The organism is Cytobacillus sp. NCCP-133, from assembly GCF_026011715.1.
Taxonomy (GTDB): domain Bacteria; phylum Bacillota; class Bacilli; order Bacillales; family Cytobacillaceae; genus Cytobacillus.
This window is the reverse complement of sequence record NZ_BRVM01000022.1, coordinates 12001-26767: the sequence shown is the minus strand read 5'-3', so window position 1 is coordinate 26767 and position 14767 is coordinate 12001. Positions and strand designations below refer to the sequence as shown.

At 41.0% G+C, this 14767-nt stretch carries 16 protein-coding genes; all 16 read right to left on the bottom strand.

The window, feature by feature from the left end; translation table 11 throughout:
- Positions 1–617 precede the first annotated feature (617 nt).
- On the bottom strand, positions 618–848 hold the full coding sequence (locus NCCP133_RS18725; protein WP_264806785.1) for an anti-sigma-F factor Fin family protein: 231 nt from the start codon (positions 846–848) through the stop codon (positions 618–620).
- 125 nt (positions 849–973) lie between these two features.
- The gene (gene pth, locus NCCP133_RS18720) at positions 974–1534 is read right to left on the bottom strand and encodes an aminoacyl-tRNA hydrolase (protein WP_264806784.1); all 561 of its coding nucleotides are present in this window, start codon (positions 1532–1534) and stop codon (positions 974–976) included.
- 237 nt (positions 1535–1771) lie between these two features.
- A complete protein-coding gene (locus NCCP133_RS18715) occupies positions 1772–2422 on the bottom strand; it encodes a 50S ribosomal protein L25/general stress protein Ctc (RefSeq protein ID WP_264806783.1) in 651 nt (216 codons plus the stop codon).
- A gap of 177 nt (positions 2423–2599) precedes the next feature.
- Positions 2600–3556, bottom strand: coding sequence for a ribose-phosphate diphosphokinase (locus tag NCCP133_RS18710; RefSeq protein WP_264806782.1), 957 nt, complete (start codon positions 3554–3556; stop codon positions 2600–2602).
- A 20-nt stretch (positions 3557–3576) separates the two neighbouring features.
- Positions 3577–4944, bottom strand: coding sequence for a bifunctional UDP-N-acetylglucosamine diphosphorylase/glucosamine-1-phosphate N-acetyltransferase GlmU (glmU, locus tag NCCP133_RS18705; protein WP_264806781.1), 1368 nt, complete (start codon positions 4942–4944; stop codon positions 3577–3579).
- A gap of 261 nt (positions 4945–5205) precedes the next feature.
- The gene (gene spoVG / locus NCCP133_RS18700) at positions 5206–5496 is read right to left on the bottom strand and encodes a septation regulator SpoVG (protein WP_009336662.1); all 291 of its coding nucleotides are present in this window, start codon (positions 5494–5496) and stop codon (positions 5206–5208) included.
- Between the two features lie 234 nt (positions 5497–5730).
- Complete coding sequence (locus NCCP133_RS18695) at positions 5731–6105, bottom strand: RidA family protein (RefSeq protein ID WP_264806780.1); 375 nt, start codon at positions 6103–6105, stop codon at positions 5731–5733.
- A gap of 20 nt (positions 6106–6125) precedes the next feature.
- Positions 6126–6947, bottom strand: coding sequence for a pur operon repressor (gene purR / locus NCCP133_RS18690; RefSeq protein ID WP_264806779.1), 822 nt, complete (start codon positions 6945–6947; stop codon positions 6126–6128).
- Between the two features lie 60 nt (positions 6948–7007).
- Positions 7008–7877, bottom strand: coding sequence for a 4-(cytidine 5'-diphospho)-2-C-methyl-D-erythritol kinase (ispE, locus tag NCCP133_RS18685; protein ID WP_264806812.1), 870 nt, complete (start codon positions 7875–7877; stop codon positions 7008–7010).
- Positions 7878–8330: 453 nt separating this feature from the next.
- Positions 8331–8504, bottom strand: coding sequence for an alpha/beta-type small acid-soluble spore protein (locus tag NCCP133_RS18680; RefSeq protein WP_264806811.1), 174 nt, complete (start codon positions 8502–8504; stop codon positions 8331–8333).
- Between the two features lie 160 nt (positions 8505–8664).
- Positions 8665–8928, bottom strand: coding sequence for a biofilm formation stimulator Veg (gene veg / locus NCCP133_RS18675; protein WP_095371290.1), 264 nt, complete (start codon positions 8926–8928; stop codon positions 8665–8667).
- Positions 8929–9239: 311 nt separating this feature from the next.
- On the bottom strand, positions 9240–10124 hold the full coding sequence (gene yabG, locus NCCP133_RS18670; RefSeq protein ID WP_264806778.1) for a sporulation peptidase YabG: 885 nt from the start codon (positions 10122–10124) through the stop codon (positions 9240–9242).
- 201 nt (positions 10125–10325) lie between these two features.
- Entirely contained in the window at positions 10326–11204 is an 879-nt protein-coding gene (gene rsmA, locus NCCP133_RS18665) for a 16S rRNA (adenine(1518)-N(6)/adenine(1519)-N(6))-dimethyltransferase RsmA (RefSeq protein ID WP_264806777.1), read from the bottom strand.
- 1 nt (position 11205) lies between these two features.
- A complete protein-coding gene (gene rnmV / locus NCCP133_RS18660) occupies positions 11206–11757 on the bottom strand; it encodes a ribonuclease M5 (RefSeq protein ID WP_264806776.1) in 552 nt (183 codons plus the stop codon).
- Between the two features lie 412 nt (positions 11758–12169).
- On the bottom strand, positions 12170–13369 hold the full coding sequence (locus NCCP133_RS18655) for a G5 and 3D domain-containing protein (protein ID WP_264806810.1): 1200 nt from the start codon (positions 13367–13369) through the stop codon (positions 12170–12172).
- 487 nt (positions 13370–13856) lie between these two features.
- A complete protein-coding gene (locus tag NCCP133_RS18650; protein ID WP_264806775.1) occupies positions 13857–14624 on the bottom strand; it encodes a TatD family hydrolase in 768 nt (255 codons plus the stop codon).
- Positions 14625–14767 lie beyond the last annotated feature (143 nt).

The following is a 14767-nucleotide window of genomic DNA, read 5'->3' as shown; positions in this document are numbered from 1 at the left end:
TGAAATGTGAGGCGACTTGCCCAGGGACGACAGGCATAAGACAAGCCCTATAAGAAGGTGTTCTTCCCTTCTGGAGGGGATTGGCTTATGACCCCGAGTCCCTAGGAGCCGCAACTAGACAAACCGAAATGTGAGGCGACTTGCCCAGGGACGACAGGCATAAGACAAGCCCTATAAGAAGGTGTTCTTCCCTTCTGGAGGGGATTGGCTTATGACCCCGAGTCCCTAGGAGCCGCAACTAGACAAGCTTGTGACCTCGAGGGGGTAGGTTGCTTACGCTAGACAGTTATCTAAGTTCAAAATTTATGCTTTCTTATCTATTAAAAAAAGCGCATGCGCCAAGAGTGTATCTAGACATGCTTTTTGCTTTCAAAGTGCAAAAGCCCAACTGCCGACTCAAGTTTTTATTTTTATCTAATAGACTTGCTTCATCACCTAACTATCATAATCTTACTAAAAAAAATAATGATCCAACAAGAACTCTATAAATGAGATTTTAAAATAACGCTGACATTCCGATATGCAGGAAATTGCATATGATTTTCGCAGAAGAAATTTTACTGCTCCCATTTATAGTGAATAGAAATAGAAAAACGCTTTGGATTTCCTCCAAAGCTTTAATGAATGATAAAGTCCTGCTGATGATAATCTGGATTGCGTTCAAGCGATTCCTGGCAATCCTCGCATATTGCAATTACATGCAGATTTCCTGATTGGTCATAGGAGATCATTTCCTGGCGCTCTTCATCATTTAACTTGTGAAAGCCAAGCTGTTCTGTATGAACCGAGTCATTCTCAATCAAACCAATCTTCGTTCCACAATGGCGGCATTGATAATGGATAGCCATGCCTGTCCCTCCCGTCAAACTGAACATAATTCTATTATGAACGTTTGGCAGGCAACTTATTCATACACCGAGGCAGTTGTTTGGATGATACATTATTTTATGATAAGAGCAAAAAAATATGAAGATTATTGATTAAAATCATTCATAACCTGTAAAAATGGTTTTTTAAACCACTCTTCACATGCATCCGCACATCTTTTCGACACTTCATTCATCATTTCCTGTTCCTCATTTGTAAACCGCCCCAATACATAATCAGGAACTTTCACCCCGCTTGGCGGCCTGTCAATGCCCACCTTTATTCTGTTAAACTTCTGTGTACCGAGGTGGGCAATGGTTGACTTAATGCCATTATGCCCGCCGGCACTCCCTTTTTGCCGCAGACGAATCTTACCCACGGGCAAATCCAGATCATCATAAATGACAACAAGTTCATCAGCCTTAAGATCAAAATAATCCAATACAGCCCGGATGGATTCACCGGATAGATTCATATATGTAAGAGGCTTGAGAAGAAACACCTTTTCTCCATTTACATAGCCGGTACCAAATACACCCTTCAATTTGGCTTGATTCAAAGGTATATCCAGCCGTTGTGACAGGATATCAATTACTTCAAAGCCTATATTATGTCTTGTTTTATCGTATTGCTTGCCGGGATTTCCCAAACCTACAATCAGCTTCATTTCTTCACCCCTAAAAAAGTAAGCTTATGCACCATATCATATATAAATTAAAAATAGAAACGGATTTTCAGGAAAGCACTTCATATGTAAAATCAACATCGAACTTTAACACACCTACTCATAAAGGCTGCATATTCCAATACTTTATTCCGTTTTTACTTTCCTGAGGATCCTTTATGCAAGAAGCAGGGGCTGGCTAAAATTGCCCAGCCCCTGCTTGAAAAGGCTTTTGTTAGCCTATTCCTCACCTGCTTCATCTTCTTTTGCTTTTGTTTCTCGTCCTTCTTCATTATCAGGCGTACCCGCTTCCTGCTCTTCTCCGGTGCTGATTTCCTCTTCCTGTCTAGGAGGGAGAATTGAGGCAATCACCTGTTCCTCTTCGTTATTGATTTCATAGCCTCGGTCAGCCTTAATATCAGCAACGGTTAAGCTCTCGTTAACCTGAAGTTTGGTAACATCGACTTCAACAGAAGAAGGAATATTGTTTGGCATAGCAGTGACAGAAACTTCATGCATAGATTGCTGCATAACGCCGCCATCCTTTACTCCTGCTGCATCTCCAACCAGCACAACACGTACATCTGCAGTGATCTCCTTTGCCATATCTACAGCCAGGAAGTCAGCATGTACAATGACATTTTTCAAAGGATTGGACTGGTATTCCCCTAGCATCACATCGTATGTATTCCCCTCCAAATCCAATGAGAATACACCATTTCTTCCGACTTCTTTAATTGTCTTAAGAAAGTCCGCCTCACTTAAATATATGGATCTGCTTTCAAGCTTTGACCCATATACTACAGCAGGAAAGTTTCCTTCCTGGCGCAATGAAGTTAAATGAGAATGTCTTGAACCTTTTCTTTCTTTTGCTTGCAATACAGCTGTCATGATTATGTCCCCTTCCTCAATTTAGCATTTTTCAAGTCATTGACTGTCTATATAAAAAAATGCCCTAAAATGAGGAAATCTAAACGTTTTTAATTTTCTCAGCCAGTATTTTTATATTTTAGATAGCAGGGCAGGCTTGCTTTTCAGCAAGCCTGCCCTGTCTATGAAGTTATGCGATCAATCGAAAAGCGTGCTGACAGACTGTTCTTCATGAACACGTATAATCGCTTCGCCGATAAGCGGTGCTACTGACAGTTCGACAATCTTATCTGTTTTCTTTTCTTCTTGAAGAGTGATTGAATTTGTCACTACCAGTTCTTTAATGGTTGAGTTTTCAATTCTTTCGATGGCAGGGCCTGATAGTACAGGATGCGTACAGCATGCATAAACTTCTGATGCGCCATTTTCTACAAGTGCATTTGCAGCTAATGTTATCGTTCCGGCAGTGTCAATAATGTCATCGATTAAGATGGCAATTTTACCTTCAATATTACCTACAATGTTCATTACTTCCGCAACGTTTGGCTTTGGACGGCGTTTATCAATAATGGCAATAGGCGCCTTTAGGCGATCGGCCATTTTACGTGCACGTGTAACACCGCCATGGTCAGGAGATACGATTACGGTATCGGCATCCAGAATTTTGTTTTTAAAGTAATCAGACAGGATCGGCACACCCATTAGATGATCAATAGGAATGTCGAAGAAACCTTGAATTTGCGGTGCATGCAAGTCAAGTGTAATCACGCGGGTCGCTCCTGCAGTTTCAAGCAAGTTTGCTGCTAGCTTAGCTGTAATCGGCTCACGTGCTCTGGCTTTCCTGTCCTGACGGGCATAGCCATAATAAGGCATAACAATGTTGATTGTTTTTGCTGATGCGCGTTTAAGCGCATCAATCATAATTAAAAGCTCCATTAAATGCTCATTTACTGGAGAGCTTGTGGATTGGATTACATACACATCGCATCCGCGGATACTTTCCTCAATATTAATTTGGATTTCACCATCGCTAAAGCGAGTTACAGAACATTTCCCCAGCTCTACACCAATGACATTTGCAATTTCTTCAGCTAGCTTCCGGTTAGAGTTTAAAGTGAACAACTTTAAATTTGGATCTAAATACTGGTTAGACATGTTGGGCCTCCATCGCATTATTACTTGTTAAATTTTTGAACGTAATTTTCTTTATTTACCTGGCGTGCGCGGGCAATGGAAAGGGCTTCACCTGGCACATCTTCTGTAATGGTTGATCCTGCTGCAACATAAGCACCTTTACCAATGGTTACCGGTGCAACCAAATTTGAGTTGCAGCCAACAAAAACACCATCTTCTATTTTGGTCAGATATTTATTTTTCCCATCATAATTAACTGTAATTGAACCGCAGCCCAAATTAACATCCTTGCCAATCTCTGCATCACCAATATAGCTAAGGTGAGATGCCTTGCTTCCTTTTCCAAAAACAGACTTTTTCACTTCAACAAAGTTTCCGATTTTCACTTCATCGTGAATGTCAGATTGAGGACGAATATGGGCAAATGGCCCGATATTCACCTGTGAGCCAATATGGCTATCCAACGCTGCAGACTGGCGGATTACTGTCTGATCCCCTATGCGGCAATCAGATATTTCCGTATGCGGTCCAATTACACAATCTGAACCAATCAGCGTATGGCCTGAAAGAATGGTTCCAGGGTAAAGTACAGTATCAGAACCAATTTTAACATCCGAACCAATATATGTGTTTGACGGATCAATGATTGTAACTCCATTACGCATATGTTCTTCATTTATCCGCTTTTTCATAAATGTTTCTGCCTGGGATAGAGCTACCCGGTCATTGACGCCCAATGTTTCTTCAAAGTCGGCAGTTTGATAAGCAGTAACAACTTCACCTTCATTTTTAAGAATCTCGATTACATCCGGAAGGTAATATTCCCCTTGTACATTGTCATTTGTAACCTTATTCAGGGCCTCAAAAAGTGCTTTATTATCAAAGCAGTAAGTTCCAGTATTAATTTCTTGGATCTTTCGTTCTTCTTCAGAAGCATCCTTATGTTCTACAATCTTTTCAACCATCCCCACGTCATTGCGGATCACGCGTCCATATCCAAATGGATTTTCAGCTTGTGCAGTTAAAATAGTCGCTTTTGCAGACAGCTCCTCATGATGCTTAAAAAGCGCTTCCATTGTTTCATGCTTGATCAGTGGCGTATCTCCGCAAACCACGATTGTGACGCCATCCTTGCCCTCAAGCATTTCGCGCGCCTGCATAACGGCATGAGCAGTCCCCAGCTGTTCTTCCTGAAGGGCATATTTGCTGCTTGAACCAAGCTGTTCTTCAACCATCTCAGCCCCATGCCCAGTAATCGTGACAATTTCTTTTATATTAAGCTTTGAGACTTGATCAACCACATGTTGAACCATCGGCTTGCCGCACACAGGATGAAGGACTTTATAAAGCTTCGACTTCATTCTCGTCCCCTGGCCTGCAGCTAAAATTACCGCGTATCGATTAGACATTTACTAGCCTCCATTTTAACCTTTTTATCCATTAAGAATATATCTTAAATGGGCTTTCATTTCAAGGAATGATGATAAAGTACAAATATTTGTCATTACCACACACGGATTTTCACAAAAAATGGTTTACATCCCCAAACAACAGGGTAAAAGAAAAAAACCCTAAGCACCTCCAATAGCTGGTGAACTTAGGGACATGATTTATAGGACAATAAAAAAAAAGAGCCTTACTTATGTAGTAGGCCCTTGGTGTTATACTTTTTAGGAAGCACCGGCTTCTTCAAATTCAACTTCTAATTCACCTAAACGGTGGTACTCGGCTAATACAGCCTCCTGGATTTTTCCGCGTGTTCCTGAGTTAATAGGATGCGCAATATCTCTAAATTCCCCATCCGGAGTACGCTTGCTGGGCATAGCTACAAATAAGCCATTGTTTCCATCAATTACACGAATATCATGAACAACAAATTCATGATCCAAAGTAATAGATGCGATCGCCCTCATTCGTCCATCCGTATTGACGCGGCGTAATCTTACGTCTGTTACTTCCATTCTGTTCACCACCTTTTCGAGAATGTATAATCCTAATTTTATGTATTCAACAAATTTCCTGAATCTCCTTCTTAATTAAAAAATATTTTTTGAATATTTTGTTCAAATTTTATCTTTTATTCTATATACATGAAAGAATGTAAACTCCTGCCCTCTTAATTACACCTACTTCACTCTTTTCGGATAACAAAAAAGGCCCGTTAAAAGCACAACGGGCACTGGTGACTATTCATTCTATTTAACAAGTGCTACAACTTCAATCTCCACCAAAGCATCTTTAGGAAGCCGTGCAACCTCAACACAAGATCGAGCTGGCTTATGTGTGCTGAAGTATTCTCCATACACTTCATTAATCGCTGCAAAATCTTCCATATTACTAATAAATACAGTTGCCTTTACTACTGTATTCAATGAAGCGCCTGCCTCTTCCAGCACAGCCTGAAGGTTTCCAAACACCTGATGCGTCTGTTCCTTTACACCGCCTTCAACCATTATGCCTTCTGCTGTAAGCGGGATTTGGCCAGAGCTGTAAAAAAGGTTATTGACCGTGATCCCTTGTGAATAAGGCCCAATTGCTGCAGGAGCCTGATTCGTTTGAATGACTTTCATGGATTATCCCCCTAAAAATATCATTTATATTTAAAATAATTGCCTTCACTTACGTTGATCTTTTTTTCCCGCACATCAACATCAGATAGTCGTACGAGAGAAAGATATTCATCAACCAGCCGTTCTTCTGCTTTTTCTGCTTCAACCAGAACAGCAATCCCGGCCAAATTGGCTTTGAACTCTTCAAGCATGCTGACCATGCCATTCACTGTTCCGCCGGCTTTCATAAAATCATCAATGATCAAAACATTGGAACCTTCTGCAAGGCTTCTTTTAGATAGAACCATGGTTTGAATCCTTTTGGTAGAGCCTGATACATAATTAATGCTTACAGTCGAACCTTCTGTTACCTTGCTGTCACGTCTGACAATGACCACCGGCACATTGAGATAGTTAGCGGCAGCGTAGGCAAGAGGAATCCCCTTAGTAGCCACAGTCATGACGACATCAATTGGCTTGGCAGCAAAAGCGGAAGCAAAAAGCCTTCCGGCACGCTGAACGATTGATGGGTCACCCAATATGTCAGTCATATAAAGATAGCCGCCAGGCAAAAGCCGTTCCGGACTTGCAATTAAGCTGCATAGATCATCCACAAATGGCCGAGCCTCTTCATCCTCCACCTTTACATTGAACTTAACCCCGCCAGCGGCACCGGATACCGTTTGCAGAGTCCCGATGCCCCTTTGTTCAAATGTTTCTTTAATAATTGTTAAGTCCTCGCTGATGGAGGACTTGGCAGAACCATATCTTTCCGAAAAGAAAGTTAAGGATACCAGCTGACGCGGATGGTCTAATAAATAATTGGTCATATCTATCAACCGTTCGCTTCTGCGAAATTTCATTTATGGAACCCCCATATAAATCCGAATATTTTAACGATAATATACCATTAATATACGGATTTAATCAAGCCTATGCCGATCACCAAGCATTCTGACCGCAAAAACCTGGTCACAGAATCCTCTAAGGCCGTTATAAATCCGATGCATCCTTGAGTCATGATGAACCAGGCCAAACACAGTAGGTCCGCTTCCGCTCATCAAAACCGCATCCGCCCCAAATCGTTTCATTTGGTCCTTGATATGCGCCACTTCCGGATGAATCTTAAGCGTCACATCCTCCAGAACATTCCCAAGGTTATGGCAAACACCTTCATAGCTGCCGTTATAGATAGCTTCAACCATCCCATAAGTATTCGGATGCTTAACATGGCTCACATCCAGCCTTTTATACACATCCGCTGTCGATACGCCGATAAATGGCTTGGCCAGAATTACCCAACAAGTTGGAGGTGCAGGAAGCTCTTTAATTATTTCCCCTCTTCCTTTTGCCAAAGCGGTCCCTCCGTATACACAAAAAGACACATCTGAACCAATTTCCGAACCGATTTCAGCCAACTCACCCATTGAGAGTCCCAGGCTCCAAAGCTGATTTAACCCTCTGAGGGCCGCTGCCGCATCACTGCTTCCGCCGGCTAGACCTGCAGCAACAGGTATGGTTTTTTCGATTGTAATGGCTACACCCTTTTTTACTTGAAACCGTTCTTTAAGAAGCTGCGCAGCCTGATACGCCAGATTGCGCTGATCATCCGGCACAAAACGGTTGTGGGAGATAATCTTTATTTCATTCCTATCTAGAAGCGTTAATTCGAGGCGGTCCGCCAAATCAATTGTAGTCATTATCATTTCAACCTCATGATAGCCATCTTGCCGTTTATATAAAACATCCAATGACAAATTGATTTTAGCAGGCGCCTTAACCATGACCTTCAACATTTCCACCTACTTTTTTGATATGAAAAAAACTATAAAGTGCCACTTCAATCAGTGGGGGGCGTTTTATTCCCGCTGATTGTTAGTTGAACCAATCGGGCTTTTACTCCCGCTTATCCTGCTTTGATTCTCTGAGTCTTGAAGAGGGAGTCTTACTGCCCGTTAGACTGCGATAAATATCGACTTTGATTGCTGACTAGCTGAGGGCACCAATGCTTAATGAAGATTTTTAATAAGCAGGGGCCTTGCACTTTTTCTTAGAGAACGTCTCCATTTTTTGTCCTATTTTACCACAAATTAAACAGAAAAGCGCAAGTGCCTGGAATATAGGGTTTTTCTGTGTTTTTCATTTTTTTATGAAGACAGTAAAACACAAAATGCCGAAGCAAATTGCTCCGGCAGCCGCAGTACTTTTATTGTTGTTAATGAGAGAACACTGATTCTTAGCAAATGTTATTTGTTTAAAAGACTTTGCTGCGCCATCTCAATGGCACGCTTCACCATATTGCCGGCATCTTTGGCTCGAATTCCGCCCCAGCCTTCTTTTTGAACGACATCATAAAATCCGAGCTCTTTTGCAATTTCCTCTTTTAATCCATCTGACATAATGCTTTTTCTTCTGCCCAACATTAACATCCCCTTTCGCACTGCGTTACTTTTATTATGGGACAAGATTCTGCTATTCATAAGAACCTTATTTATCCTGAATAAAAAGATCGAAGCGGAAAAAAAAGGCAAAACAAAAAGCAGCAAACAAATAGTTCACCGCTCCGCTGTACGATATATATTAGCTTAAAGCAACCTGTCCTGATGTGTCTTCGTAGAATGTAATTTGAACCGTTTCTGTTAAAACATCCGCATAGCTGTAAGATACACGTTCAAACGCGTTTTCATCTTGATCTAATTCAATCACAAATACAGAAGGGTATGTTTCTGCCAAAACACCTGAACGCTCGATTGTCTTTCTGCGTCCGCCATTCGCTTTTAGCATGAGCCTTTTCCCAAGATTTGAATCAAGAGCTTTTTTAATATCCAATAATGTTTTTCCCATTCGGTCCACCTCACTATGTAAAGTATATCACACTGACACATAACTGTCAATTAAAAATATAAATTATAACAGTCTTTAAAAATAAATGTCAATATGTTTTCTTCTACTTTTTCTTCTAAATTTCAACAATTTTAGGATTTCCTTAGACAAAGGAGAATATGTATAATTTTAAAAAGGCTTAAAGACAGGAGAGTGCTGGCTGTTTCGCATCTCATTTCCCATGTGGGCAAAATGTCAAAATATCGAATAATTTGCCGCCTTTAGAATAAAACAAAAAACAAGCCGTTCCATAAATACAACGGCTTGCCTGTTTACGATTCATTTAACTGTTCATCATTAAATGGCATTCCAGTTCTCAAAACACCGCGCGTTTCAATGCCGCCCAGTCCCTTTTCACCTGTTAACGTATTTCTTAGGATATCCCATAGATTGATCCTTTCCATAAATGGGGTAAGGCTTACTTTCGCAACAATATAAACAGGATCGAGCGCATGGATATTCACCCGCGAAGGTGAGCTAGCAAAATTGGCCCCGGCATGAATCAATGATTCAAAGTGGGATTGGCAGGCCCCTGCGAAAATGACGAGCTGGTCAAGATGAGGAATTTTTTTCCTCGCTTCCCTCACTGTTTGTACAAACTCCCTTGAATGTCTGTAGGCATTAATATCTGATTTCTTCCCTTTGGATTTTGAGTACGCATCATGCCCTGTTATCACCAGAATATCAGGCCTGTAGTGATCGATAAGCTGTCCAATTTTCATTGGCATTTCCTTTTCACTGCAATGGATGCCTGTTACAGGGATGCCTATTTTATCATAAACACTCAAGCATTTTTTTAAATATGATGGGTCGCCATCCAAATGAAGCACCCTCCCAGGTATCTGAAAATAATTAAGGGTTTTGCTGTATCCCTCTGTAACGTCATACTCCTGTTTTTCCCTCAAAAGAGCTAAATCCTGCCTAAAAAGCTGAAAAGATTGCTCCTCTAAGGATCTATACTCCTGTTCGATTTTTATCCGGTCTGCCTGGTTAATGACGATTAAGTCCTCATAGGGAGCATCAGCCACAAGGCGGATATCCTCACCGAATAAAACAGCTATTTTTCTGCCGCCCTGCTCTTTAATATCAATAACCCGGAAAAGAATATCACAGCGATAAGAAATTCTTCCGACGATATCCATAATATTAATAGTCAATGTCGTCACTCCAATTAGCCCGCAGTGTAACCAGGGCTGCTCTAATCTCCTTGCTTTCATAGCCCGTAATAAAGAATATTATATTTATGCCATAAATTATGCATTCGTCTATAAACATGTGCGTATAAAAGAGGATGGGGCGGGTTAATATGACGTTTTCCGGTAATAAAAAAAGCCTGCATGACCGCAGGCTTTCGCTGATTAAGAAAAATAAGGAAAAAGAGCATCGCTTAAACGAGCAAACTCATCTATGGATAATGTTTCTCCTCTTCTTCCTGGATCGATCTCTGCTTTTTCAAGAGCAGAGATAATCTGTTCCTTCTTTTGTTTCCCCTCTGGCAGCTGGCTTGTCAAATTGTTAAGCAGAGTCTTCCTCCTTTGCGCAAAGCTTGATTTCGTTACCTGGAAAAAAAACGGTTCACTTTTAACCTCTACAGCAGGCTCTTGGCGTTTTATCAATTTGATAACTGCAGAATCCACGTTTGGCTGTGGAATGAACACTGTCTTAGGAACGATCATAGCTGTTTCCGCTTCTGTATAGTACTGTACAGCGATTGAAAGAGAACCATAATCCTTCGTACCTGGGCGCGCGGAAATCCTGTCTGCAACCTCTTTCTGGAGCATACAGACGATTCCCCTAATTGGAAGCTTATCCTCCAGCAGTTTCATAATGATTGGCGTTGTTACATAATATGGAAGGTTCGCTACAACCATAATATCGTCTATCCCGCTAAATTCCCGATCGATCGCTTCCTTAACATCTGCTTTTAGGACATCTTCGTTAATAATGGCAGTATTAGGGTAAGGCGAGAGGGTTTCCTCTAGAATAGGCAAAAGGCGCTGGTCAATTTCAAATGCGACGACCTTTTTGCTTCTCCTTGCCAGCTGTTCGGTCAAGGCGCCGATCCCCGGTCCAATTTCAATGGCTCCGGACTCCTCCGTTAAATCTGCATGATCGACGATTCTGCGAAGTATATTGGTATCAATTAAGAAGTTCTGTCCCAGGCTTTTCTTAAAAGAAAAACCGTATTTATCCAAGATCGCCCGTGTTCTGGCTGGTGTTGCGATATCTTTATGCATTTTATTCCTCCTTGCGAATAGCTTCTATTGCAGCAGCAAAATCCTCCCGGCTTACCTGAAACATCATTAATCTCTTATGAAGCTGTTTGCCATTTGTATAGCCAATTTTAAGGAACCTTCCAAGCTTTTCCCGTCTCTCTTTAGCACCGCTTCCGCCCATCAGGCCTGCTGTAACAAGGTCTTCCTGAGTAATTATCTCTACATAGCTTTCCTGCATCACTTGGGCACCCTTGAGGGCTCTGCGGATCATTTCAGGTGAAGCATGCTCCACCCCTACTCCCCTCCCATGCTTATGCAGGGCATCCGCTTTCTCAATAAAGGCATGTTTGCACCCAGGAACTTCATTCGTAATCGTATTCCTGATTTTCTGCCCCGGGAAATCCGGGTCTGTAAAAACGATAATACCTCTTGTCTGCTGGGCAAGCTTGATTTTTTCAATTGTTTCCCGGTTAATGGCTGAACCATTGGTTTCAATTGTATCGGCATCCAGCGCTCTCCTGATGGCTGCCGTATCATCCTTGCCTTCTACAACAATGATTTCTTTTATCTTCATGTTTCCTCCTCTATATGACAAACAAACAGCCCTTCTTTCCCGGCTTATTTAACTTTCAAATAAAAATTTTAAAAAATTGAAAAAAACTTGAAACATTTCTGTAATGTAAATCGTCTAAATACATGAAAAGCGAATATATTTATAAAGAATATTCTCTCGAAAAGGCACATGACGCCTTTCCGAGAGGCTCATCTTGTGCTTGAGGCCCCCAGGATGGGGGTCATGCAGACGTTGCCACAGAACGTGGCGCTCTTAGTCTGCGTTCCTTCGTGGTCAAGGCGCCTTGCGCTTGTCTTATTATATATGAATCAGCGGGAAAAGAAAAAATGTTACCATTTAACCTGCTCTGCAGCACAATAAAAAATGCAGGGGAATGCCCCTGCATTAACAGAAATATTTATAAAAAAGCTAATTAATTCAATATCTTAATCTTTACCGTTCTTCTGCCCCACCTGTAAGCTTCTGCTTTAGAAGAGAAGAATACATCGATTTTATTTCCTTTAATGGCTCCGCCCGTATCAGCTGCAACTGCATAGCCGTAGCCTTCAACATAGACTTTCGTTCCAAGGGGGATGACACTCGGATCAACCGCTATTACCTTTGCACCTGGATTAGCGCGCAGGTTCAGTCCAGTAGCAGTTTTGCCTGAACATCCATTGCAGTTGGCAGTATAAGCTGTAGAAGAAACGTAAATTTCTTTTCCGCCGCTTTCACTATTAGTGCTGGTTCCACGGGAAACCACCTGTGTCGCCGCAGCAACCTTCGTTCCGACAGCAACGACTTTATCCTGCTTTTCCCTTACTTTCTTTTCGCTTACTAGCTTTCTGGAAACTTCCTTGCCATTTTCCAGCATGACTTCATACTGCTTCGTTAAAAGGCCTAGTTTCCCGTCATTAACAATCTTTTCTTTTCCCTTAGCCAGACTGTTGTCCTTTTTTGTAACAACTGCGAAATTAATTGGTTCTTCCACTACATCGGTGACTTTTTCAACTCGAATGACTTTTACTGTGTCATTGGCTTTGACTGTCTCTTCCAACTTTGGTTCAACGCGGTCTAACTCATTGGTGGTGATTCCTTGCTGTGATAAAAAGTCAGCGACCGTAGTCGAAGTTGACCAAACCTGCTTTTCTTTTCCGCCATTATTCAGCGTTAATGAAAATGCCTTCTCTATTTGTATTTCCATGTTGCTTTTAACTTTTTCTTCTGGCTTTGGCTGAATTTTGTCGTGTTCATCCAAAACAATATTCTGCTCTTTTAAAACTTCCTCAACCGTCTTGGCTGCGGTCCAAATCGCTTTTTTCCCGTTATCTGTAACAACCTGCACCTGTTTAGCCGGTTCATAAACAATTTCCAGATTGTCCTTAACCTGTGTGTTTACCGAGGGAAACACATAATCTTCTGAGCGCAATGAAATATTTAGATCATCGAATATATCTTGAATCGTTGTTGCATGCGTTTTGATGACTTTCTCTTGGCCATCCAGCGTCAATGCCACTGTTCTCTTAGAGGTTTCATATAGAACGAAACTGAAAGCAGCTGCAAACACTATTAAACTAGCAGAAAAAATGGCCAATTTCTTTTTACTCAAAGACTTGGATAACAGGTTTTTCATGTTTTCAATCACGATGAAAAACGCCTCCTTTTCTCTTCGGAGTGATTATATAGAGTATCTTTGTAGCTGTCAACTCTTTCGTCTCCCCTTATCAGCCGCAGATGGCAGGAAACGATTTATTTGCCTGTAAAGAACTGCACTCTATCTTTATGTATGAAAGACAGATCCCCACTATGCATACCTTTCCTGTAAATAGCCCGTTATTCAATTCCGCTCACCTTGGTTTTATACCTTTCAACATTGCATTAAAAAATCCTTTTTTTCTTTTTTACTCGAATAATGAAAGACAGATAGCGATTCTGTTCTTTTTTTTCTAGTAAATGGCAAGCATCCTCGTAAACGTATTTCCTATTATGCAAAAAAATCAGGAGAAAGGAAAGAGAGACTTATCGACATGGTTATCCTATGAGACGAAGAAGACATGTAGAACTTTTTAGAAACAAAAAACATTTGGACAAGCTCCCACAGTTTTCGACAAAAAGCTTTATCAGTTTATGCCGAATAGTTTTTTTGCATTTTCAGCGGTTGCTCTTGCAACTTCCTCTACAGATATCTCTTTTATATCCGCAATCTGCTCGGCAACTAGTTTTACATAGCTAGGTTCATTTCTCTTTCCTCTGAATGGATGGGGAGTCAGGAATGGGCAATCGGTTTCGATCAATAGTTTATCCAATGGAATAACATCAGCGACTTCCTTAGGCTTCTTTGCATTTTTAAAAGTAACAGGCCCTCCTAAAGAAATGTAAAAGTTCATATCTACGCATTCTTTTGCAGTTTCAGGACTGCCGCTGAAGCAATGCATAATTCCCCCTACTTCTCCGGCTCCTTCTTCTTTAAGAATTTCTACTATATCCGCTGTTGCATCACGGTTATGGATGACGATCGGAAGCTTAACCTTTTTAGCAAGCTGGATTTGCTTTCTGAAGACTTCCTTTTGTACATCCTTTGGAGATTTGTCCCAATAATAATCCAGGCCCATTTCTCCAAGAGCTACTACTTTTGGATGCTGGGAAAGGTCTTCAATCCACTGTAAGTCCTCATCCGTCATATCAATCGCATCCACGGGATGCCAGCCGACACTTGCGTAAATAAAATCATATTTATCTGTTAGTTCCATTGCTTTTTCGATCGTTGGACGGTCAAATCCTACAACCACAATATTAGAGACTCCTTCACTTAAGGCCCTGTCAATAACTTCTTTCAAATCCTCGTTATATTCTTCAGCATTTAAGTGTGCATGTGTGTCGAAAAACATAAAAAAACTCCTTTTTCCTTATATTATTTTTCTGTTACAATTCTTTCACTCATATAACAGACTAAAATAGTTTTAGATCTTTTTTCAACAACCTTGTCATTCACCTTCTCCTTGTTTTACTTTTATAAAATAATATTTCTTAA

What these genes read in the sequence shown, in the direction of transcription:
- NCCP133_RS18725 (WP_264806785.1), bottom strand. Translation starts at nt 848, where the DNA reads ATGGCTATCCATTATCAATGCCGCCATTGTGGAACGAAGATTGGTTTG.
- pth (WP_264806784.1), bottom strand. Translation starts at nt 1,534, where the DNA reads ATGAAGCTGATTGTAGGTTTGGGAAATCCCGGCAAGCAATACGATAAA.
- NCCP133_RS18715 (WP_264806783.1), bottom strand. Translation starts at nt 2,422, where the DNA reads ATGACAGCTGTATTGCAAGCAAAAGAAAGAAAAGGTTCAAGACATTCT.
- NCCP133_RS18710 (WP_264806782.1), bottom strand. Translation starts at nt 3,556, where the DNA reads ATGTCTAACCAGTATTTAGATCCAAATTTAAAGTTGTTCACTTTAAAC.
- glmU (WP_264806781.1), bottom strand. Translation starts at nt 4,944, where the DNA reads ATGTCTAATCGATACGCGGTAATTTTAGCTGCAGGCCAGGGGACGAGA.
- spoVG (WP_009336662.1), bottom strand. Translation starts at nt 5,496, where the DNA reads ATGGAAGTAACAGACGTAAGATTACGCCGCGTCAATACGGATGGACGA.
- NCCP133_RS18695 (WP_264806780.1), bottom strand. Translation starts at nt 6,105, where the DNA reads ATGAAAGTCATTCAAACGAATCAGGCTCCTGCAGCAATTGGGCCTTAT.
- purR (WP_264806779.1), bottom strand. Translation starts at nt 6,947, where the DNA reads ATGAAATTTCGCAGAAGCGAACGGTTGATAGATATGACCAATTATTTA.
- veg (WP_095371290.1), bottom strand. Translation starts at nt 8,928, where the DNA reads ATGGGAAAAACATTATTGGATATTAAAAAAGCTCTTGATTCAAATCTT.
- rsmA (WP_264806777.1), bottom strand. Translation starts at nt 11,204, where the DNA reads ATGCATAAAGATATCGCAACACCAGCCAGAACACGGGCGATCTTGGAT.
- rnmV (WP_264806776.1), bottom strand. Translation starts at nt 11,757, where the DNA reads ATGAAGATAAAAGAAATCATTGTTGTAGAAGGCAAGGATGATACGGCA.
- NCCP133_RS18655 (WP_264806810.1), bottom strand. Translation starts at nt 13,369, where the DNA reads ATGAAAAACCTGTTATCCAAGTCTTTGAGTAAAAAGAAATTGGCCATT.
- NCCP133_RS18650 (WP_264806775.1), bottom strand. Translation starts at nt 14,624, where the DNA reads ATGTTTTTCGACACACATGCACACTTAAATGCTGAAGAATATAACGAG.